Origin of the sequence: Micromonospora rifamycinica (genome assembly GCF_900090265.1) — a bacterium.
GTDB classification, from domain to species: domain Bacteria; phylum Actinomycetota; class Actinomycetes; order Mycobacteriales; family Micromonosporaceae; genus Micromonospora; species Micromonospora rifamycinica.
In genome coordinates this window covers 481818-503055 of record NZ_LT607752.1, presented here as the reverse complement: position 1 = coordinate 503055, position 21238 = coordinate 481818, and the positions used below count along the sequence as shown (strand labels likewise).

The window sequence follows — 21238 nt, the reverse complement described above, 5'->3', positions numbered from 1 at the left end:
CACCCGTACGGCCGCGCCGGCGTCCCAACGCCGAGCCCGCCTAGGAAGAGAGCATAACCGTGCTCATCGGACGGTTGGCCGGGCCGTCGACCGTCCGGCCGGTGACGCGGGTGACCGACGGCGACGGTCGGCACCCCGGCCCACCGTTCGGCGCGGGCGGCGAGGGCGGTCGGGCTCATCGGCTGAACCGCAGCCAGCGGACGTTGACGAACTCCTGCGGCTGTCCACTGGCGAAGGTCAGGTAGACGTCGTGCACGCCGGTCACCGGGGCGAGGTTCCCCGGCACGGTCACCCAGTTCTGCCAGCCACCGGTGCTGGCCACCGCGATGCTGCCCACCGGCGGCAGGCCCGGGGCGTCGAGGCGTACCTCGATCAGACCGGAGACGCCCGACGGCGCGCCCGAGGCCACCCGCACCTGGAACTGGGTCGCCGGGTCGCGGCCGAAGTCGACCCCCCGGTAGCCGGCCCAGTCGCCGTGCGCGAGGAACCCCAGGTGGGTACCGCCCTCGCTGCACGGCTCGGTCCGGACGCCCTGCTGCCGGTCGAAGCCCGCCGCCGCGATCTCCTGGCCCACCCCCCGGTGCCGGTCGACGCCGGCCGCCGGGGTCTCCTGCCCCTCCTCCCGCTGCCGGGCGACCACCCCCGGTAGCGACGCGACGACCGTCGTGGGGGTGGCCCCGGGCGGCTCGACCTCGGCCGGACCCGGGCCGAACGGGGTGAGCGTGATGACCATCTCACTCGGCGCGACGTCCTGGATATACGACGCGTCGTCGGCGACGTCGTCGAAGGGGAAGCCGTACGCCCGGCCGTCGGCGCTGTGCCGGTGCAGCACCCGGGAGTAGTGGTTGGTCACCGGGTGCTGGTAGTAGGCGTCCCGGTTGGTGGTCGGCTGGTCGGGCTGGTCGAGCACCGACCGGTTGAATCCGGCCCCGAGGATCGCCGCCACCGGGCCGGAGAACCTGTCGTTCGGCGCGGCGAGCGCCCCGTCGCAGTGGAACACGTTCAGTGTGGAGGGCCGGTCGAACGCCCGCAGGCCGTCGAAGGCCAGCCGCCCGTCGACCACCCGGCCCCGGTAGCTGCCCTCCGGGCCGCGTACGCGCAGGTCGGTACGGCTGTACCGGTCCCACGTCTCGGCGATGTAGCCGTCGTAGTACCCCGGGTCGAAGCGGCCCGTCTCGATGCCCTTGCCGGGCGCGAGGACCCGCAGTCCGCCGACGACCAGCCGCTCGAAGCCGGGCTGGCGGGCCAGCTCGGCGAAGATCGCGTCCCGGCCGCCGTCGACCAGTTTGCCGGTGGCCTGCTCCACGTCGCCGAGCAGCCGGATCGACAGCGGGATGCTGAACATGTCCACGGTGGTGGTGTTGCAGTACATCCCGGTCGCGTCGTAGGTGAACTCGCAGCAGTCGTGCAGCACCCCGAAGCTGGGATCGTCGGCCACCCAGCCGACCGGGTACTGCAGCGCCGGCCGCCCGTTGCCGTCGGTGACCACGGTGAACCGCAGCCGGCCGTCGATGGCGAAGTAGATCCGGCCGGACATCATCGGCAGCACGAACCGGGTCGTCCCGGACCCGCTCAGCGGCACCCCGATGTCGGCCGCGCCGTCCGGCCCGTTGTGCGCCGGGTCCGCCGGGGTGAACTGTCCGCTCTCCCGGACGTAGCCCATCGCGCCGGTCGTCGGGTCGGTGCCCACGACGTACATCCGGATCGCCGAGTCGGCGAACCGGCCTGTGCTGTTCACCACAGTCAGCGGCAGCCCACCCGAGGCCCGCGCCCGGGAGATCAACGGGGCCGCCACCAGCGGCGCACCGACCACGGCGGCGCCGCCCAAACCCATTGCGAGTACCCTGCGGCGAGTCAGCATCACAGCTCCGATCAACGGTACGGCCATCGCCGCCGGCACCCCGTGCACATCCGGCCCGGCCCGGCGGTAGCCACGTTGACGGTCCGCCACCGGCCTCGGTTCAATGTCGACCGGACCAAAATCATCCGATCCGACCCGAGCCCGGTGAACCGAGGACATCGCGCGTCCGTCACGACAGTGACGTCGCCACCCCGGAAGGGACACCTCCCGTGAAATCCGATCATCCCTCCGTACGTTCCCGACTGGGGTCGATCCCCCGTCGTACCGCCGCCGCCGTGCTCGCCGGCCTCGCCGTGGCGTCCATGGTGGTGGCCGCCGTCGGCTGGGGCGCGGCCTCCGCCCGGGACGACGACCTGACCGGTCGGACCGTCTCGGAGGAGCACCTGACGACCATCACGGCGGCCGCCCGCTCCTGCCCGACGCTCACCCCGGCCCGGTTGGCCGGTCAGCTGATGGCCGAGTCGGGGTTGGACGGTCGGGCCAAGCGGACCGCCTCCGGCGGCCAGGGCATCGCCGGTCTCGACGCCGCCGCGTGGAAGTCGTGGGCGCCGTGGCCGGGCGCGGAACGCTCCGATCCCGCCGCCAACATCCTCGCCCTGGCCCACCTGATGTGCGACCTCAACGGCCAGGTCCGGCTGGCGGACGTCCCGGGGGAGGCCTGGCGGCTCTCGCTGGCCGCCTTCCACACCGGCCTCGACGAGGTACGCGACGCCAAGGGGGTGCCCGCCGACGCCGTCGAGTACGTCGACCAGGCCAGCGGGTACGCCGCCTACTACGCCAAGCTGACCGCGTTCGGCGGCTCCGGGAAGCCCCGCCCGAGCGGCGGCGTCCAGCAGCCCAAGGCGGTCCCCGGCGGCTACACCGCGCTCGTGGTCCGGGCCGGCTCGGTCTGCCCGGAGGTCACGCCGCCGCTGGTCGCCGCGCAGCTGATGGCACTGTCCGGCTTCGACGTCAACCTGCTCGGCCCCGAGGGGCAGCGGGGCATCGCACAGTTCCGCCCCGAGGTCTGGCAGGCCTACGGCCCGACCGACGCCTCGGCCTGGGACCCGCAGGTGGCGATCCCGGCGGCCGGCACCGCCCTGTGCGCCCTGCACCGGGAACTGTCCGGGCTGGAGGGTGACCCGTCGCTGCTGGCGCTGGCCGCGTACCGCAACGGCCCGGCCGCCGTCCGGCAGACCGGCGGCGAGCTCGACGCCGGGACGCAGACGTTCCTGCGGACCGTCCGGGACCACACCGACTACTACGCCCTGGACGGCCGGCTCCGGCCGGCGGCGTCGCCGTCTCCAAGCCCCTCGCCCAGCCCGACCACGACGCCGTCGCCCACCCCCAGCGGCACCCCGGCCGCCCCGACGACGACCCCCGCGAGCCCGCCGGCCAAGAAGCCGAAGCCGGCACCGACCCGGCCGGCCGGCACCAAGCAGCTCGTCGGCAAGGAGACCGGGCTGTGCGTCACCGCCGGCACCGGCGACGGGGTACGCGCCGTGCTGCGCAAGTGTCAGGAGGAGAAGTCGCAGTGGTGGGACTTCCGCTCCGACGGCAGCGTCCGGGCCAACGGCCTCTGCCTCGACGTGGCCTGGGGTGAGAAGAAGGACGGCACGCCCGTGCAGGTCGCCGTGTGCAGCGGCAACCCGGCCCAGAAATGGGAGTGGGTCACGTACAACGACCGCACGTCCCTGTTCAACCGGGAGACCGACCGGTGTCTGGACGTCGACGGCCACGGGGTGGGCGCCCCGATGATGTCCTGGATCTGCGTGTTCAACCCGAAGCAGACCTTCACCCGGCGGTAGCCGACCACCGCGACAGCCGGATGCCCGGTGCCCCCCGTACCGGCGGGGCACCGGGCATCGGCCGGTGATCGGCTGCCGCGCGGCGCGGGTCAGCCGCCGAACCGGTTGCGGCGCAGCCGGAGCCCGAAGACGACGCCGGCACCGCAGAGCAGCGCGATGCCGAGGATGACGGCGAGCGCCACGCCGTTGTTGCCCTGCTGCTGACTGGCCACCTGGTTGCGGTCGTCCACCGCCACCGACACCGAGGCCGCCGGGTTGATCATTCCGGAGCCGTACTTGTCGTCCGGGGCCGCCGCGCCGATCGCGTCGGCGGTCCCCCGGATCCGCTCCTTGACCTGGGCGGCGGTCAGGTCGGGCTGGGCCGCCCGGATGAGCGCGGCCTGCCCGGCCACGAACGCGACGGCGAACTCGGTGCCGGTGTTGCTGACCGCCCGGCCGCCGCCGACGCCGAGACTCGCCACGTCCACCCCGGGCGCGACCACCTCGACCGCGCCGGCCGCGTACTGCTCGGCGAGCTGGTCGCCGGCTCCGACCCCACCGGTGAGCAGCAGCGCCCCTCCCCCGGACCGGCCGGCGGGCGACGGCGGCGGCACCGCCCTGGTCGGCGCACCGGCCACCAGCAGGACGTCATGGTCGAGCGCGGTGGCCACCGAGGTCGCCACCGCCGGGTCGGTGAGGTCGACGTGCGACCCGACCGCGACGACCGAGGCACCCGCGCTGACCGCGACCTCGATGGCGTTGGCCGCGTCGCCCGGCCGGGCGGCACCCGAGCCGCGGACGACCCGCACGGGCAGGATGGTGGCGTCCGGGGCGATGCCGACCGGGCTGCCGTCGACGCTGCTGTCCCCGGCGATGATGCCCGCCATCGCGGTGCCGCTGCCCAGGCAGTCGGTGTCCCCGCGCCCGTTGCCGACGGTCACGTCCGCGCCGACGGCGACCCGGCCGCTCAGCTGCTGGACGGTCGCGTCGACACCGGTGTCGACCACGGCCACCTTGACACCGTTGCCCCGGGTCAGGGTCCAGGCGCTGTCGGCGGCCATCCGCAGCTGCGCCCAGTCCGACCGGCTGCTCGACCCCGTGGTGGCGGTGCACTTCGGGCCGGGGCCGCCCGGTCCGGGTGAACCGCCGGTCGGCCTCGGACTCGGACTCGGGCTCTGGCTCGGGCTGGCGGTGGCGCCCGGACCGGTCGCCCCGGTGGGGCGGGCACCCGGGGTGGGGCTCTTGCCGGTCGGGAGCTGGCCGTAGGTCACCCCGGCACCGGCCGCGTCCCAGGGCAGCACCAGCTGCCAGCCGGCCTTCAGCCGGCCCGGGTCGGTCAGCCGGGAGCCGTCCGGCTGCACCCGCCCGGTGTTGAGGTGGTAGATCTCGGCCGAGCGTTCACCGCTGCCGAGGAACCGCCGCGCGATCTCCGTCAGGCTCTCCGGCTGGCCCTGGTACTGTGCCGCGACCACGTAGTACTTCACGTAGGGCTGCGGATCTTTCTTGGCCCGCGCGACCGCCGGCCCGGTCAGCGTCATCAGCACGCAGCCGGCCATCGCCACCGCGAGCAGGCGGGCAAGGATCGAGCGCTTCGCCAGCACTGGGTGTCCTCCTTCAGTCACCATGGCCGAGCGTCACCGGCCCTCACCCGTCTATTGCGGATCTGCGGCCGGTCCGTTCAAATCAATCTGAACCAGATTTCCATGATCCTCGTCATGAGGTCTGCCGAGAGTACCGGCAGCTGATGACGGGCAGATCTCCTCGGGCCGTACCCCCCGGCGGGAGCGGGTGACCGGCAGACGGACGGACGTCCACCATCGACGGCGGCGGGCGGACGGCACGGACGGATCCGTGCCGGTGGAGACGGAAGTGGGGCGATGGTGCACGGGTCTGGGCGGGCCACAGGACCGGCGGACGGCCACGGTCTGGACCGGGTGCCGGCCACCCGGCGCTTCGACCCACGCCGCCACCGCCGGATCGCCGGGCTGTTCGACCTCTGGCTGGCGCCCGGACCGGGCGGACGCCTGGTGGTACCCACCGCCCCCGACCGGCCACTCGACGCCCGCGCCGTCGCCACCCTGGTCCGCCGGGGCGGGGACGCCGCCCAGGACGTCCGGATCCTCGCCGACGACGGGGCCCGGCACCTCGACCTGTTCACCGAGGTGGCCGGGCTGCTCGGACACGACGTGCTGGTCAGCCCGGACGGCTCCGACATCCGGCACGCCACCGACCGGACCGCCGGCGCAACCACCCCACCGGGCACCGACGCCGTCCCCCTGGACGCGGTGCCGTTGGACCGGGTGACCCGCCAGCCGATGGACTGGCTCGTGCTCCAGCCACCGGATCTCGCCACCCCGCTGCCGGGCTGGTTCGCGGTGGACGACGGTCTGGTCCGTCCCCGTACCGGAGTGGTGGGCCTACCGCTGCCGGACGGGCTCGCCCTCGCCACCCGGGCCGACTTCGTCACCAGGCGGGCCACCGCGCACCGGCTGGGCGCGTCGACCGGGGTGGTCACGGTCGCCGTCACGGCCCGTTCCGGGGGTTTCCTGGTCGGCGACTACAGCGGCACCCAGGCCGTGCACGGTGGCGACCGGCTCGCCGCACTCCTCGGCGACCTGCCGCTCTACGGTGCCGACCTGCGCCTCTGGCTGACCTGGCCGTCCGACGCCGACGAGCAGGCCCGACTCCGCACGCAGGTGGCGGAGCTGGCCGAGACGACCGGGGCAACCGTCTGGACGCCACCCGCGGGCGGCCGGGCCGACCTGGTCGACGACCGGCGTGACCTGCGCGCGTTCGACCCGGCCGGCGCGGTCGCCGCCTGGCAGGCGCACCGGCCGCGGTACGCCGACGGTGCGTCCACCCTCGACGCCACCCCCGAGGGGCTGCTGGTGTCCCGACGGGAGCGGCAGCGGGTCGCGGTGGCGGCCGTCCCCACCGCCGGGGTGGGCGACGCCGCCGCTGCGGTCGACGGCACGGCCACCGGTGACCCGACGGCCCGGCCGTCCGGCACCGGGCTCCCCGCCCCGGCCCCCGGCAGCGTCGCCGTCGCGTCCCCGGCGGTCGACGGCACGGTGACCGGGGACGCGACGGCCGAGCACCGCACCGGCTCCCTCCGCCGACCCGCCCTGGTCACCGAGAACCGTCGCGCAGCGGACTACGGCCCGCCCTGGCTACGGCGGGGCCAGCAGGTCAACGCCGAGGTGTTCGAGGCGTTCGTCCTCATCGAGGGCGATCCGGCCAGCGCGGTCACCGAGGGCGTGCCGAGCGTCGAGTTGTTCCTGGCCGCCTTCCTCGACCCCCGGTCCGCGCCCACCGGCGGCGACCTGCTGCGGGTCCGGGTCGGGCCGGGTGGTGCGATCCCGACGGGAGTGCTGCGCTCGCACGTCCCGGCCCGGTTCAGACACGTCCTGGGCGGTCCGGACACCTACCTGCTGCCGGCGGCCCGCCTCGACCGGGTACGGGTGCTGGGCGCGTTGCGGTCCGAGGGCTTCGGGCGGTTGCGGTCCACCGTGGAGACCACCGACGAGCCGTTGCGGATCCGTCCCGCGCCGACCAGCCGGTCGGTCGCCGGGCTGCCCCAGGACGTCCGCCGCTGGCCGGGATTCGGCACCCGGCAGGCGTACGCCCTGCTGCCGACGCGGTCGCGGGGGCTGCCCCGGGGCTGGCTACCGCTCTACCAGCAGCGGCCCGTGGCCCGGCCGGGCCGGTTGCTGCTGGAGGTACGGGTGCCGGCCGGCCGTACCGTCGACGTCGACGCCACCCACGCCATGGTGTCCGGGCTGCGCCTGGTGCGGACCAGGGTGGAGCGGCTGCACCGGGCCGGAGTGCCGTTGGTCCTCGGCAGCCGGTCGTACGACCGGATCGTGGTGCAGCGCGCCTACCGGGCGCAGGCCGGCGGTTGGCAGCGGATCACCGAGGTGGCTCCCGGGCCGCTGCCGTCCGCCGTCGCCGGCCTTCAGTCCGCCGTACCCGACCGGGCCGCCGGAGCGCGCCCGTCGGCCGAGCCCACCTGAACCGACCACCGGCCGGCGGGCACCGGCCCGATCACCACCGGCACGCACCGTCCACCGGTGTCCGTGGCGAGTCGACGCGCCCCGGCCAGCTCCGTGGCGGCCAGACCGGGGGTGAACACCACGTACGGCGGGGGCGGGTCCGCACCGGGGGCGGCAGCGGCGGGCAGTCCCGGCAGTGACCGGCAGCCCTCCGGGGCCTGCCCGCCGAGCACCCCGCCCACGGTGGCCACACCGATCCCGGCGGCGCGCAACTGCCCGGCGAAGAGGGCGGCGGTGTGCCGGCAGTCGTCGGTGTCGCCGACCAGGGTCAGCACGTCCGGTGCCCGCCCCAGGTCGACGTGCAGCCGCCACGGCCCCCTGCGCCCCAGCACCAACGGCAGGCTCGCCGGTGGGGCGGCCTCGTCCGGGCCGAGCCAGGCATAGGCGGGAGCACCCCGGCCCGCCGCCACCCCGACCAGCCTGACCCGGATCACCCCCAGCCCGGTCTCCAGCTCGGTGTGCAGGTACGGGACGTCGTTCCCACTCGGCACCGCCGGTCGGGGCAGCGCGGGTCCGGCGGGTAGGGCCGGGGCTACGGTCGCCGGCCGGGCGGGGTTCGGTGAGCCCACCGGCAGGACGTCCCGGGCCGCCTCCACCGGCACGGCCGGTGCCGGTGCTGGTGCTGGTGCGGCCGACGCCGGGACCGGGACCGGCGTGGCCGGGACCGGCGTGGCCGGGACCGGCGTGGCCGGCGGTGGTACGCCCACGGCGGTGGGTCGGGGTGGTGCCGACTGCGGTGTCCGGGGCGGCCAGACCGGCTTCGGCGGCCGGACCGGGGCCGGGGGCGACGACGCGGCGGTGGCGGATGCGGCCGGCTCCGTCGCCGTGCCCCCCGGCAGGGCCGGTGCCGCAGGGGCCGACCGGATGCCGGGCGGAGGGGCCGGTGACGGCGGGGCCTGCGGGGCCGGTGCGGTCGACGACGGAGCCGACAGGCTCGACGGCGGCAGCGTCTGCGGTGCCGTCAGGCCCGGTGCCGGTAGTGCCTGCGGTGCCGCAGGGGCGGGTGGTGGTGGCGCCGGTAGCGGCGGTGGCGCCGATCGGGTCACCGGCGGGGGCAGCGGGTGGGTCGACCGGGGCGGTGCCGGCAGGATGACCGGTGGCGGCGGCGCGGACAGGGTCGCCGGTGGCGGCGAGGCGGGCAGGGTCGCCGGAGCCGGCGGCGGCTCCGGGTCGTCGACCGTCGGTCCGGCGGCGATCTCGGCGGGGGTCGGGGTGTGGTGCCGCGGTGGCGGCCAGGGTCCGTCGTCCTCCAGCACCACCCGGCGGCCCCCGCCCCGACGCAGCAACATGACGGCGACGGCGGCGAAGAACACCGCCAGCATCCCGGCACCGGCCCGGATCAGCAGCGGGCTCAACGGGCCGGTCGACTGCGGGGCGTCGGGAGGTCGTCCGACCGCCCGGGTGCCCGCCTGCGCCGGGGTGGCGGCGGGCCGGGACGCGACCGTCGTGGACGCAGCCGCCGTACGGGGGGTCGCGGTGGGCCGGGAAGGGGTCGAGGCCCGCGCGCTCGGGCTCGGTGGGCTCGGTGGACGCGAAGCGACCTGCGGCAGGCGGCCGATCCGTACCCCCTGGCCCTTCGCGTCCCGGGGCAGCACGAGCCGCCAGCCGGGGCGCAGGACCACACCGTCGGTGAACGTCTCGCCGTCCGGTTGCACCCGCCCCACGTTGAGGTCGACGATCTCCCGGAACCGGTTGCCGTTACCGAGGGTACGCAGCGCGATGGCGTAGAGGTACTCCCGTTGGCCGTCGACCGGGGGTCCGACCACGTAGTACCGGCCGGTCTCGGCGGGTACCGCACCCACCGGTCCCGCCGGTACGACCAGCGCGATCCCGACCAGCAGCACCATGACAAAGGCTCGCCGCATCCCCACCATCGCTTTCCACACCCTCGGTCGCACCGACATCCTCCCGTCCCGGCCCCCTTCTACGAACCGGGGTGCCGACGGTTCAACCCGAGCGGGACAGACCTGCCGGCACGGGGTGGTCGTCCGCCGGTCAGCCCCCTCCGCGCCGATCGGAGGGCGTCGGCGTGGACCGTGGTCAGGGGTCGTGCCAGGATGTGCCGGTGTCGTATCCCCCTCAGCAGCCGTACCCGTCCGCCCCCGGCGGCGTCACGCCGATGATCGCCTATCCGCAGCCGGTCCCGCCGCCGCCGGGCCACGCGGTGCTGGTCGTCTCGGTCAACCGGGGGCCTTACCTGGTGCCCGTGCCGACCACCAGCCGTTTCAAGATCGACGGTCGGCTGGTCTCGATCCCCGGTGAGGGCACCTGGTACGTGGTCGTCCCGGCCGGGGCGCACGACGTCCGTTACACCGATTTCATGGGTATCCCCATCGTCACCACCGCGCTGACCGTCCCGCCCGGGGTGGCGTACCCGCTGGTGTTCAACTTCGGCGGTTGGCGCAACCGGGTCCGCGACGGGCAGGGCACCGACGTGACGAAGTTCGGGATGTGGTCGAACTACAGCATCGCGCTCGTCGTGCTGCCCCTGGTCGGTCTGCTCTGCTGTGGTGGGATCGGCCTCCTCAGCGCGCTCTCGACCTCCCCCTGACCGTCGGCAGCCGCCGACCCGGGAACCGGTAGCGTCGCCACCGATGCCCCCTGTGCCCGGACCGAGCGCCCTGACCACGGCGGAACGCGCGCTCGACGTCCGCCTGCACGCGCTCCTCGCCCGGCTGCCCCGCCACGGGCCGGCCGGCTGGTTGACCGAGTTCCTGGCCTTCGGGCTCAAGCAGGCCTGGGCCTGCGTGTTCGGCGGGGCGATGCTGGCCGTCATCCTGGCGGCCCGGCTCTGGTATCCACCGGACGCCGCCCTCGCCCGCAACGACCTGCTGACCGTCGCCGCGGTCGCCATCCAGGTGGGCATGCTGGCCGGTCGGCTGGAAACCCTGCGCGAGCTGCGGGTGGTGGTCCTGTTCCATCTGGTCGGTACGGCGATGGAGTTGTTCAAGACGTACGTCGGCTCGTGGTCCTACGCCCCGCAGGGGGTGCTGCGGCTCGGCGCGGTGCCGCTGTTCAGTGGCTTCATGTACGCCGCGGTCGGGTCCTACCTGGTCCGGGTGAACCGACTGTTCGACCTGCGCTTCACCCGCTATCCCCGGCGCTGGGTTACGGCCGTCCTGGCCACCGCGATCTACGTCAACTTCTTCACCAACCACTATCTGCCGGACGTCAGGTGGTTGCTCATCGCCGCCGTCGCGGCGGTGTTCGGCCGCTGCGTGATGCACTTCCGGGTCTTCCGGCACCGGCTGCGCATGCCGCTACCGGTGGCCTTTCTCCTGGTCGCCTTCTTCATCTGGCTGGCGGAGAACATCGCCACCTGGTCGCAGGCGTGGCTCTACCCCGGCCAGGTGACCGGCTGGGATCCCGTGTCGCCGACCAAGCTCGCCTCGTGGTTCCTCCTCATGATCATTTCAGTGGTGCTGGTCACCTGGATCTCGCCGCCACGGCCGCCGGAGACGACAATGGCACCACCACCGCCGGCAGGCGCCTCTCCGGCGTCCCGTTCCGGCGCGGCGCGACCCACCGGCGACGGCTGACCGGCCCCCGGGGGGCTATCCCCGGGCGGGATCGCGTTCCGGGTGCGGGCGTGGGTGTGGCGTCACGGCCCGGTCCCGGGTGCGCTGGATCAGCACGACGCTCACCAGCACCAGCAGGGCCGCGCCGAGCGCGCCGACCGGCACCCGCTCCCCGAGCAGCAGCGCCGACCAGAGCAGGGTGAGCACCGGCTGGGCGAGCTGGAGCTGGCCGACCCGGGCGATGCCGCCCCGGGCCAGTCCGGCGTACCAGGCGAAGAAGCCGAGGAACATGGAGACCACGGTCAGGTAGCCGAATGCCGACCAGGCGACGGCGTCGGCCGACGGCGGACGGGCCACGGCGGTGACCAGGGTGGCCACACCGGTGGCCGGCAGCGCGTACCACAGTGCCCAGCAGATCGTCCGGGCGCCGCCCAGCTCGCGGGCGAGTGCGCCGCCCTCGGCGTACCCGAGGCCGCAGAGCACGACCGCGACGAGCAGGAACAGGTCCGACGGGGCCGGCGCACCGCGCACCACGCCCCCGACGGCGAGGAAGACCAGCACCGTCAGCAGCCCGCCGCCGCTGGCGATCCAGAACAGCGGCGGCGGCCGTTCCCCACTGCGCAGCACCGCGAACACGGCCGTGACGGCCGGCAGCACGGTGATGACGACCGCGCCGTGCGCGGCGGTCTGGTCGAGCAGCGCCAGCGAGGTGAACAGCGGGAAGCCGACCACCACGCCGAGGGCGACGACCGCCAGTCGCCGGCGCTGGTCGCGGGTGGGTCGTGGGGCACCGGTGAACCGGAGGTACGCCCAGGCCAGCAGCGCCGCGCCGACAGCCCGGCCGAAGGCGACGAACCACGGGTCGAGCTGCTGCACCGCGACCCGGGTGGCCGGCAGCGACAGGCTGAAGGCGCAGACGCCCAGCGCGCCCAGGACGAGGCCGGTCGACCGGTCGGCTGTTACCGCGACGGGCACAGTAGCGTTACTCTCAGCTCTCATGGAACACGATAACGCAGTCGAGCGTGTTATCGACGATCTGCGCCGCTCGGTGGCTGTCGCGGTTCCCGGCGCCCGGCTGCCGTCGGTCCGCGAGCTGACCTCCCGGCACCACGCCTCCCCGGTCACCGTCGCCGCCGCCGTCCGGCAGCTGGTCGCCGAGGGGCTGATCGAGGCACGCGCCGGCCGGGGCACCTTCGTGGCCGTCCCGCCCCGGCCGGCACCCGCCGCCGACCTGTCCTGGCAGACCGTGGCGCTGGGCCCCGGCCGGCCCGGCGAGGACGAGATGCGGGCGCTGCTGGCGCTGCCGCCCGCCGGGGCGATCCCGCTCTCCGGCGGCTACCTGGACGCCGATCTCCAGCCTGCCGCCGCGCTCGGCGCGGCGCTCACCCGCGCCGCCCGGCAACCCGCGTCCTGGCAGCGCGACCCGGCGCACGGCCGGGCCGATCTGCGGGCCTGGTTCGCCCGGGAGGCCGGGGGTGCGCTGCGCGCCGAGGATATGGTGATCTGTTCCGGTGGTCAGGCCGCCCTGTCGTCGGCGCTGCGCGCCCTCGCCGCGCCCGGCGACACCCTGCTCGTCGAGTCACCGACCTACCTGGGCGCGCTGGCCGCCGCCCGGGCCGCCGGGCTGCGGGTGGTGCCGGTCCCCACCGACGCCGACGGGGTACGCCCCGACCAGCTCGCCGCCGCGTTCGCCCGCACCGGCGCGCGGTTGTTCTACTGCCAGCCGCTGTACGCCAACCCGCACGGCGCGACGCTCACGGCGCGTCGTCGGGCCCGGGTGGCCGAGGCGGTACGCGACGCCGGGGCCTTCCTGATCGAGGACGACTACGCCCGTGACCTCGCCATCGACGGGTCGCCCCCGCCGCCGCTGGTCACCGACGACCCCGACGGGCACGTCGTCTACCTGCGGTCGCTGACCAAGTCTGCCGCCCCCGGCCTGCGGATCGCCGCGATCGGCGCCCGCGGCCCGGCCGGCCTCCGGTTGCGGGCCGCGAGACTGCTCGACGACTTCTTCGTCGCCGGGCCGCTGCAACAGGCCACCATGGAGTTCGTCAGCGGCCCGGCCTGGGAGCGGCACCGGCGCACCCTGCGCACCGCGCTGCGCGCCCGCCGCGAGGCGCTGCTCACCGCGCTCCACCGGCACCTGCCCGAGCTCGCCGGGCAGCCGGTCCCGCGTGGCGGCCTGCACCTGTGGGTCCGCCTGCCCGAGGGGACCGACGACGTCACGCTGGCCGCCGCCGCAGCCACCGCCGGCGTCGTCGTCTTCCCCGGCCGCCCCTGGTACGCCGCCGAGCCGCCCGCCCCGCACCTGCGGCTCAGCTACGCGTCCGCCCCGCCCGACCTGATGGACGAGGCCGTCCACCGGCTCGCCCGTGCCCTGCGCGCCGGCTGATCCCGCCCGGCGCAGCCGGCCCGGGTGACACCGCCGACCGGCGTCAACGCGGCTGACACCGCCGACCCGCGGTCAACGCGGCTGATCCGACCGACCGGCGGTCAACGCAGCCGGCGGGCGGCGAACCGGGTCGGTGGATCGGCGATCGCGTCCTGGGCCGCGATCAGCTGGATCTCCCGGGTGCCCGCCGCGAGGGTCCGCTCCAGCACGGTGAAGACCGAGGCGACGGTGCGCTCCAGCGCCGTCGCCGGCGATCCCGTCGTCCGCAGGTGCGCCAGGTAGAGCGCCGCGGTCACGTCGCCACCCCCGTTGGGGCTGATCGGCAGCAGCGGGGTGGTCACCGACCAGGCGCCCTCGTCCGAGACGGCCAGCACCTCCAGCGAGCCGGCCGGCACCTCGCCGTGCAGCACGCTGGTGACCAGGACGTGTCGCGGACCGGTCGCCCGCACCACGTCCACGGCGTCCAGCACCGCGTCGAGGGAGGTGGTCGCCCGGCCGGCGAGGAAGTCCAGCTCGAAGTGGTTCGGGGTGATGATGTCGGCGCGCGGCACCACCACGTCACGCAGGTACTCCGGGATGCCGGGCCGGACGAACATCCCCCGGCCGGTGTCGCCCATCACCGGGTCGCAGCAGTACACCGCCGCCGGGTTGGCCGCCTTGATCCGCTCCACCGCGGCGAGGATCACCGCACCCATCGCCGGGTCGCCCTGGTATCCCGACAGCACCGCGTCGGCGCTGCCGAGCACGCCACGGTCGGCGATTCCCTCGATCACCTCCGCCACGTCGGCCGGGGCCAGCAGCGGCCCCCGCCAGGCCCCGTACCCGGTGTGGTTGGAGAAGTGCACGGTCAGCACCGGCCAGACCTCGTGCCCGAGCCGTTGCAGGGGGAACACGGCCGCCGAGTTGCCGACGTGGCCGTAGGCGACCGACGACTGGATGGACAGGATTCTCACCGGCCCATCATGCCGGACGGACGGCCGACCCCGGGCCGCCCTCCGACCGGCCCCGCCCGCCACCGCCCCGTCGGCGCTCAGGTCAGGTCAGGTCGAGCGTGTACTCCCCGGTGTGCACCTTCCCGTCGACCTGGAAGTCGAAGTACGCCCGGTAGCGGCCCGCGCTCGGTGTGGTCAGCCAGAACTGGACCGCCCCGTCCACCAGTTCCGGCTCCGGGTGGACGTGCACGTAGCCCAGGTCCCCCTCGCGCACCACCACCAGATGCCCGTACGCCCCCAGGTAGCGCTCCAGCCGCGCCGGGTCGAGTCCGTCGACCCGGAAGGACAGCGGCACGGTCACGCCGACCGTGGGGGTGCCGGTCATCGTCACCGCGAACGGCCCGGCCGTCGCCGTCGGCTGGGCCGCCGGCAGCGGGGCCGGCGTCTGCGCACCGGGAACCTGGTGGTCGACGCCGAGGACCAGCGGCAGGGCGGTGCCGTCGGCCCCGGTCACCGAGAAGTCCGCGTAGATGCGGTAGCCGCCGGGCCGGGCCAGCGTCAGCGGGACGCTCCAGGTGCCGTCGGCCGCCATCGTCGGGTGCAGGTGCTGGTAGCCGCTCAGGTCGCGGCCCACCACGACCAGGTGCAACTGCTTCTCGTGGACGACCGCGAACCGGGTGGCCGGCCGACCGTCGGTCCCGACGATCCGGAACTGGTAGTCCACCCGTACGCCGGCCGGCTGGGACCGGGTCGTCGGCTGGACGGTGTAGCCACCGGCGTTGACCGACAGCCCGGTCACCTGGCCCGATGCCCCGCCCCCGTCGCCGGGATGGGTGTGCGGTCCGGTGCCCGGCCCGTGCTGGTGTCCGTCCCCCGCCGCGGCGACCGGCCCGGTGGCCGGTGCCGTCCCGCCGGTCCGGGTGGCCGGCGGCGTGTCGGCACCGATCCGTCCCAGCCCGAAGCCGGCCAGCAGGGCGACCACCAGGCCGCCCACCACCAGCGCGAGGTTCCGGTTACCCAGCCGCGAACCGGGGGCCACGCCGGCCCCGGTCAGCGCCACGTCGGCACCGGCCGGGGCGAGACCGTCGCCGGCCACCCGGTCGGTCGCCCCGGCGGGCGGGGCGGTGGTGGCGGCCGGCGGGGCGACGGTCACCCCGGAAGGCGGGGCGGCGGTCTGCGTGGTGGCCGCGGGGACGCGCGGAGCGGTGGTGGCGGGAGTGCGCGCGGTGGTGGTACGTGCCGTGGTGGTGGCACGTGTGGCGGCGGTGACCCGCGTCGCGGCGGCGGTCCGGGGACTGGCCGCGGCACGCTGGGTGGCGGCGGTACGGGCGGTGCCCTTCCGGCCGGCCGTCGTCGCGGACCGTCCCGGGCGGGCGGTCGCGTCCCGCCGCCGGGTGGTGGCCGGCCCGCGCTGCCGGCCGCCGGAGCGGCCGACCGGTCGCCCGGCCGGCACCGGGCGGCGCCGCCAACCCGCGTAGCCGACCGCCGCCACGACCAGCGCCACGGCGCCGGTCCACGCCAGCCACCCGAGGCCGCCCTCGTCGTCGGTGGCGGCGGCCGACGGGGAGGCCGGGGCGGCGGTCGACGAGGGCGCGGTCGGCACCGCCGACGCCGCCGGGCCACCCGGGGCCGGGCCGGCGGTGTGTCCCGAGCTGGCGTGCTGCTCGGCGGCGGCCACCAGCGCCGGGTCCGGCTGGTCGACCGGGGCACGCCAGCCCTGCGGGGCCGCCGTCACCCGACCGGTGTACCGGAAGCTCATCGTGCCCCGCACCGGCTCGCCGTCGGAGGCCACCGACAGGTAACTCACCGCGTACTGCCCCGCCGCCGGGAGGTGGGAGAGCGCCACCACCGCCGGGAACCCCGTGCTGTACTCCCTGGGCTCGAACTTCCCGTCGACCATCAGGTACTCCCGTACCGGCTTGTCGAGCGGCCGGGGGGTGCCCTGCCGCCAGCCGGCGTCGACCCGGGCGCCGCCGGGGGCGGTGACGGTGAAGTACGCGTTGGCGGCGACCTGCTCGGTGAAGTAGAGCTCCACCTCGGTCAGCGGCCCGGCCACCGTGGCGCCGGCGGCGGGGGTGGACATCGCCAGCGTGCCGTGCGCCTGCGCCGGCCGGGGGGCGGGGAGGAGGACGGTCGCTGAGGCGAGCACGGACGCGAGGAGCCCCGTGAGGGCACGTCCGACGAGTCCGCGGGTCGGAGGGAGACGGCGCATCGGATCATCCTCACGAAGCGTGGACTTCACGCAACAGTTCACGAACTTTTTACGCAGATGGCAAAAGTTTTGGTCGCCGATACCCAACATCGAGTCGCGGTGTCCAAAACTCGCCGACGGTTCACCCACCACTGCCGGCGGCACCCGCGCGACGACCGGGCGCGGAAGTGATCCGCCGACGGCTCCCACCCGTACCAGTGGGCGGGGGTGACGCCGGGTATGCCGTACGCTCACCCGGGACCTACTACACCCCGTCGTGACGGCCGACGGGGTGATGCCGGACCATGGCGGCCGGTAGCACCGGACACGGAGGTGGCAGGTGACCGACGACGACGCGGAGATCACCGCGTGGGCGCTGGCCGCGGGCCGGGGTGACCGGGAGGCCGCGGCCCGGTTCATCCGGGCGACCCAGCAGCACGTACGGCGGTTCGTCGCCCACCTGATCAGCCCGGCCGAGGCCGACGACCTCACCCAGGAGACCTACCTGCGGGCCATGCGGTCGCTCCCGTCGTTCGCCGCCCGCTCGTCGGCCCGTACCTGGCTGCTCGGCATCGCCCGCCGCACCGCCGTCGACCACGTCCGCGCCGCCACCTCCCGACCGCGGACCGTCCCGCTGTCCGAGTGGCACGACAGGCCCGACGCCCGGGACAGCGGCTTCGACGGCGAGGTGGTCCTCAACGACCTCCTGCTGGCGCTGCCCGCCGACCGCCGCGAGGCGTTCGTCGCCACCCAGGTCCTCGGCCTGTCCTACGCCGAGGCGGCCGAGGTCTGCGGCTGCCCGGTCGGGACCATCCGCTCCCGGGTCGCGCGGGCCCGCGAGGATCTCGTCCTCGCGGTCGACGGCGATCCCCGGTCGCTCCGCCGCAGGCCGGGAAGCGCCGCCGGCTGAGCGGTACCGGGACGCGGACCACACCCGCCGGCCCGGCACGGGAACCAGGACCGCCCGCGCACCGACTACCGGTACATGGGGTGCGAGCAGTGGCGTGAGATCCTGTCGGCGCAGCTCGACGGCGAGGAGACCCCCGCCGAGCGAACCGCAGCCGACGACCACCTGGGCCGGTGCGCGGGCTGCCGGGACTGGTTCGCGCTGGCCGCGACGCTGACCCGGCGGTCCCGCCTGACGCTCGTCGCCCCGGATCAGCCCCGCCCCGGGCTCGTCGCCCTCTCCCCCGCCCAGCCCTCTCCCCCGCCCGCCGGCCCCGAACCCGACCGGTCCCGCCCCGCGCTCGTCGGCCCCGATCTCGCCGGGGTCGTCCTGGCCACGCTGCCCGCGCCCCGGCGGTGGCGGGAGCGCCTGGTGCTCAGCCTGCGCGCCGGCCTGGCCCTGATCGGCGCCCTGCAACTGGTGCTGGGGCTGGTCCAGGTCGGTCGGGGTCCGGCCGGCGGCCACGCCCACGGCGCGCTCGACACCCTGACGTCGGGACACCTGTGGCACGAGTCCGCCGCGTGGAACATCGCCGTCGGGGCGGGTTTCCTCTTCGTGGCGGCCCGGCGCACCCCCACCAGCGGGTTACTGCCGACCCTGAGCGCCTTCGTCGGGGCGCTCGTGCTGCTCTCGGCCAACGACCTGGTGACCGGACGGGTCGATCCGACCCGGCTGGTCAGCCACGGTTTCCTGCTCGCCGGCTATCTGATCGTGGTCGCCCTCTCCCGGCCCCGGCTGCGGCCGGACGGCCCGGCGGGACGCGGTCGCCCCGACCGCCCCGCCTGGCGGCTGCCCCGGGAGGACGGGCCGACCCCCACGCCGGCGCTGCGGTTGCTGCCGCCGCACCCCGGTTCGGCACACACCCACGACCGGACGGCGGCCTGACCCGACGGACGGGCCTGACCCGACGAACGGGCCTGACCCGACGGGACGGATCGGCCGTCGGGATCCGATCGACACGGCCGGGAACTTTCGGTGGCCGCTGACCGACCAACGGGGCAGAAGCCAACATAACGGAGGAAAACCATGCGTACCACCGGTCACCTGGGGCAGCGCCGACGTGCGCCCGGCGTCCTGGCCACCGCCTGCGCGGCGGTGCTGGCGGTCGGCGTCGCCGGCTGCGGCCCCTCCGACCCGTCGGCGACCGCGCGGTCGGGCCCGGCGGCGTCGGCGGCGGCGAGCCCGGCGGGGGTGCTCGGTATCCGCGATCCGTGGGTCAAGGCGGCCGACAGGGGCATGACGGCGGTCTTCGGAACCCTGGTCAACGACGGCGACACCGACGTGACGCTGGCCTCGGCCGCCACGCCCGTGTCCCCGATGGAACTGCACGAGATGACCATGAAGGACGGCGCGATGGTCATGCGGCAGAAGCAGGGCGGCATCGTGATCCGGGCGAAGGGCGTCCACGTGCTGGAGCCCGGTGGTGACCACCTGATGCTGATGGACCTGAGCCAGCCGGTGCGGGCCGGTGACGAACTCACCGTGACCCTCACCTTCGGTGACGGCCGGACCCAGCGGTTCGTCGCCGTGGCCAAGCCGTTCACCGGTGCACAGGAGAGCTACGCCCCCGGCCACGGTGCACCGACGCCGGGCACGGGTGGGCAGCCGACCACCGGTCCGACGTCGTGACCGGCAGCCCGAGCACCCGCACGGTCAGCCGCCGGGGCCTGCTCGCCGGCGGGACGCTGGCCGCGGGCGGCGCGCTGGCCGGTGGCGCGGTGGTCGCCACCGTCGGTGACGGGGAGGCCGCCGACCGGCCACCCGGGGCGCAGCCGGTTCCGGTGGCGGCCGTCGGCGGTCTGGTGGAGCCCTTCCACGGGCCCCGGCAGGCGGGGGTGGCCACCGAGCCGCAGGCGCACGCGGCGTTCGTCGCCTTCACCCTGCGACCGGGGACCGACCGGGCGGCGCTGGGCCGGTTGCTGCGGCTGCTCACCGACGACGCCGCCCGCCTCACCCAGGGTCGACCGGCGTTGGCCGACACCGAGGCGGAGCTCGGGCTGCTGCCCGCCCGACTCACCGTGACCTTCGGTTTCGGCCCCGGCCTGTACCGGGCCGCCGGCCTGGACGACCGGCGGCCGGCATCGGTGGTCGACCTGCCGTCGTTGCGGATCGACCGGCTCCAGCCGGCCTGGTCCGGTGGGGACCTGCTGCTGCAGATCTGCGCCGACGACGCGGTGACCGTCGCCCACGCCCAACGGGTGCTGGTCAAGGACAGCAGGCCCTTCGCCACCGTCCGCTGGGTGCAGCAGGGCTTCCGGCGCGGCCCCGGCGTCGAACCCGCCGGCCACACCCAGCGCAACCTGTTCGGCCAGCTCGACGGCACCGCCAACCCCCGCCCCGGGGCTCCGCTGGACACCGCCGTGTGGGTTCCCGACGGGCCGGCCTGGCTCCGGGACAGCACCACCCTGGTGGTCCGCCGGATCCGCATGGACCTGGAGACCTGGGACCTGCTCGGCCGGACCGACCGCGAGCTGGCCGTCGGGCGTCGCCTCGACACCGGTGCGCCGCTCACCGGCACCGCCGAACACGACGAGCCCGACTTCGCCGCCACCGGCGACGACGGTCTCACCGTCATCCCCGACTTCTCCCACCTCACCCGGGCCCGCGTCACCGACGACCGGCAGAAGATCCTGCGCCGTCCCTACAACTACGACGGCGTGCCGACCCCGCAGGGGCACGCCGACAGTGGACTGATCTTCGCCGCCTACCAGGCCGACATCACCGCGCAGTTCCTGCCCATCCAACGCCGGCTGGCCGAGCGGGACCTGCTCAACGAGTGGACCACCCCGATCGGCTCCGCCGTCTTCGCCGTCCCGCCCGGCTGCCCGCCGGACGGCTGGATCGGCCAGCAGGTGCTCGGATGAGCCGGCCCGACGGAGCATCATGATCACACCGTCCCGCCGTTCCGCCGTCGTCCGGCTCGCCGCCGCGCTGCTGGCCGCCGGGCTGGCGCTGCTCGTCGCCGCGACACCGGCCCGGGCGCACAACAGCCTCACCTCGGCCTCCCCGGCCCGGGAGGCGATGCTGCCCAGCGCGCCCACCGAGATCACGCTCGAGTTCCTGGCCCGGCTGGACCCGGCCTTCACCACCATCGTGCTCACCGACGGGACGAAACGGCGCGTCCCCACCGGCGATCCGGTGGTCACCGGGACGAAGAGCACCGTCCAGCTGACCGACACCCTGCCCAACGGGACGTACACCGTGGCGTACCGGGTGGTGTCCGCCGACGGGCACCCGGTGCAGGGGTCGTACCCGTTCACCGTGGCCGACCCGGCCGGCGCTGCTGCGCCGACCGCCGTGCCCACGACCGGGCCGGCCTCCCCGGCCGTCGCCGCCGTGACGGCCGGGGACGGGAGAGGCCGGGGCACCATCCTGGGCGTGGCCGGCGGCGCGGCGGTCGTCCTCATCCTGGCCGTCGGTGTGCTCCGCTGGCGACGCCGGTCACCGCGCCGCTGAGGGCCGACCCCGGGACGACGGGACCGGACCCTCCGGTGTCGGCCCCACGGTGAGCGCCGGCAGCCGCGACCACCGCCGGGCGGTGCCGACCCGGCCGGACCGGTGGGACCTGACCGGCGCGGCG

The 21238-nt window shown here is 75.5% G+C and carries 16 protein-coding genes; 10 read left to right on the top strand and 6 right to left on the bottom strand.

Annotated features, from left to right (window positions below; genetic code table 11):
• Positions 1–175 precede the first annotated feature (175 nt).
• The gene (locus GA0070623_RS31310) at positions 176–1834 is read right to left on the bottom strand and encodes a beta-1,3-glucanase family protein (protein WP_197700033.1); all 1659 of its coding nucleotides are present in this window, start codon (positions 1832–1834) and stop codon (positions 176–178) included.
• A 236-nt stretch (positions 1835–2070) separates the two neighbouring features.
• On the opposite strand from GA0070623_RS31310, the gene GA0070623_RS02080 reads away from it, so the two are divergent.
• Positions 2071–3648 carry a ricin-type beta-trefoil lectin domain protein gene (locus GA0070623_RS02080; protein WP_067306880.1) on the top strand — a complete coding sequence of 526 codons (1578 nt, stop codon included), beginning with the start codon at positions 2071–2073 and terminating at the stop codon, positions 3646–3648.
• An 89-nt stretch (positions 3649–3737) separates the two neighbouring features.
• Here the strand turns inward: GA0070623_RS02080 and GA0070623_RS02075 are convergent, their stop codons facing one another.
• Positions 3738–5228 carry a S8 family serine peptidase gene (locus GA0070623_RS02075; RefSeq protein ID WP_067306883.1) on the bottom strand — a complete coding sequence of 497 codons (1491 nt, stop codon included), beginning with the start codon at positions 5226–5228 and terminating at the stop codon, positions 3738–3740.
• Positions 5229–5504: 276 nt separating this feature from the next.
• On the opposite strand from GA0070623_RS02075, the gene GA0070623_RS02070 reads away from it, so the two are divergent.
• On the top strand, positions 5505–7640 hold the full coding sequence (locus tag GA0070623_RS02070; RefSeq protein ID WP_089003868.1) for a hypothetical protein: 2136 nt from the start codon (positions 5505–5507) through the stop codon (positions 7638–7640).
• Here GA0070623_RS02070 and GA0070623_RS02065 read toward each other — a convergent pair.
• Positions 7583–9544, bottom strand: a complete 1962-nt coding sequence (locus GA0070623_RS02065) for a hypothetical protein (RefSeq protein WP_157517516.1) — start codon at positions 9542–9544, stop codon at positions 7583–7585. The genes GA0070623_RS02070 and GA0070623_RS02065 overlap by 58 nt on opposite strands.
• Positions 9545–9744: 200 nt before the next feature.
• On the opposite strand from GA0070623_RS02065, the gene GA0070623_RS02060 reads away from it, so the two are divergent.
• Positions 9745–10230 (top strand): hypothetical protein, encoded by a 486-nt coding sequence (locus tag GA0070623_RS02060; RefSeq protein WP_067306928.1) that lies wholly within the window; start codon positions 9745–9747, stop codon positions 10228–10230.
• Between the two features lie 43 nt (positions 10231–10273).
• Positions 10274–11218 (top strand): DUF817 domain-containing protein, encoded by a 945-nt coding sequence (locus GA0070623_RS02055; RefSeq protein ID WP_084261255.1) that lies wholly within the window; start codon positions 10274–10276, stop codon positions 11216–11218.
• A 15-nt stretch (positions 11219–11233) separates the two neighbouring features.
• Here the strand turns inward: GA0070623_RS02055 and GA0070623_RS02050 are convergent, their stop codons facing one another.
• Entirely contained in the window at positions 11234–12196 is a 963-nt protein-coding gene (locus GA0070623_RS02050; RefSeq protein ID WP_067306894.1) for a DMT family transporter, read from the bottom strand.
• On the opposite strand from GA0070623_RS02050, the gene GA0070623_RS02045 reads away from it, so the two are divergent.
• Entirely contained in the window at positions 12195–13589 is a 1395-nt protein-coding gene (locus GA0070623_RS02045) for an aminotransferase-like domain-containing protein (protein ID WP_067306897.1), read from the top strand. The genes GA0070623_RS02050 and GA0070623_RS02045 overlap by 2 nt on opposite strands.
• Positions 13590–13690: 101 nt before the next feature.
• On the opposite strand, the gene pdxY is transcribed toward GA0070623_RS02045, so the two are convergent.
• Both pdxY and GA0070623_RS02035 read right to left on the bottom strand, forming a co-directional pair.
• On the bottom strand, positions 13691–14542 hold the full coding sequence (gene pdxY, locus GA0070623_RS02040; RefSeq protein WP_067306901.1) for a pyridoxal kinase PdxY: 852 nt from the start codon (positions 14540–14542) through the stop codon (positions 13691–13693).
• An 82-nt stretch (positions 14543–14624) separates the two neighbouring features.
• Positions 14625–16670: a copper resistance CopC family protein gene (locus GA0070623_RS02035; protein ID WP_231932623.1), complete on the bottom strand. Its 2046-nt coding sequence runs from the start codon at positions 16668–16670 to the stop codon at positions 14625–14627.
• A gap of 382 nt (positions 16671–17052) precedes the next feature.
• Between GA0070623_RS02035 and GA0070623_RS02030 the strand changes: the two genes are divergently transcribed.
• The 5 genes from GA0070623_RS02030 (at position 17053) to GA0070623_RS02010 (ending at position 21114) form a co-directional block, all read left to right on the top strand.
• Positions 17053–17622 (top strand): sigma-70 family RNA polymerase sigma factor, encoded by a 570-nt coding sequence (locus GA0070623_RS02030; RefSeq protein ID WP_067311190.1) that lies wholly within the window; start codon positions 17053–17055, stop codon positions 17620–17622.
• A 75-nt stretch (positions 17623–17697) separates the two neighbouring features.
• Positions 17698–18543 (top strand): zf-HC2 domain-containing protein, encoded by an 846-nt coding sequence (locus GA0070623_RS02025; protein WP_067311187.1) that lies wholly within the window; start codon positions 17698–17700, stop codon positions 18541–18543.
• Positions 18544–18684: 141 nt separating this feature from the next.
• Positions 18685–19287, top strand: coding sequence for a copper chaperone PCu(A)C (locus GA0070623_RS02020; RefSeq protein WP_084261433.1), 603 nt, complete (start codon positions 18685–18687; stop codon positions 19285–19287).
• Entirely contained in the window at positions 19284–20522 is a 1239-nt protein-coding gene (locus GA0070623_RS02015) for a Dyp-type peroxidase (protein ID WP_067311184.1), read from the top strand. The genes GA0070623_RS02020 and GA0070623_RS02015 overlap by 4 nt, the downstream gene beginning before the upstream one ends.
• 19 nt (positions 20523–20541) lie before the next feature.
• Positions 20542–21114, top strand: a complete 573-nt coding sequence (locus GA0070623_RS02010; RefSeq protein WP_067311181.1) for a copper resistance CopC family protein — start codon at positions 20542–20544, stop codon at positions 21112–21114.
• Positions 21115–21238 lie beyond the last annotated feature (124 nt).

Bases quoted from the DNA above. Each gene is read 5' to 3' on its own strand.
- GA0070623_RS02045 (WP_067306897.1), top strand. From the start codon at position 12,195: ATGGAACACGATAACGCAGTCGAGCGTGTTATCGACGATCTGCGCCGC.
- GA0070623_RS02055 (WP_084261255.1), top strand. From the start codon at position 10,274: ATGCCCCCTGTGCCCGGACCGAGCGCCCTGACCACGGCGGAACGCGCG.
- GA0070623_RS02070 (WP_089003868.1), top strand. From the start codon at position 5,505: ATGGTGCACGGGTCTGGGCGGGCCACAGGACCGGCGGACGGCCACGGT.
- GA0070623_RS02065 (WP_157517516.1), bottom strand. From the start codon at position 9,544: ATGCGGCGAGCCTTTGTCATGGTGCTGCTGGTCGGGATCGCGCTGGTC.
- GA0070623_RS02010 (WP_067311181.1), top strand. From the start codon at position 20,542: ATGATCACACCGTCCCGCCGTTCCGCCGTCGTCCGGCTCGCCGCCGCG.
- GA0070623_RS02020 (WP_084261433.1), top strand. From the start codon at position 18,685: ATGCGTACCACCGGTCACCTGGGGCAGCGCCGACGTGCGCCCGGCGTC.
- GA0070623_RS02050 (WP_067306894.1), bottom strand. From the start codon at position 12,196: ATGAGAGCTGAGAGTAACGCTACTGTGCCCGTCGCGGTAACAGCCGAC.
- GA0070623_RS02025 (WP_067311187.1), top strand. From the start codon at position 17,698: ATGGGGTGCGAGCAGTGGCGTGAGATCCTGTCGGCGCAGCTCGACGGC.
- GA0070623_RS31310 (WP_197700033.1), bottom strand. From the start codon at position 1,834: ATGGGTTTGGGCGGCGCCGCCGTGGTCGGTGCGCCGCTGGTGGCGGCC.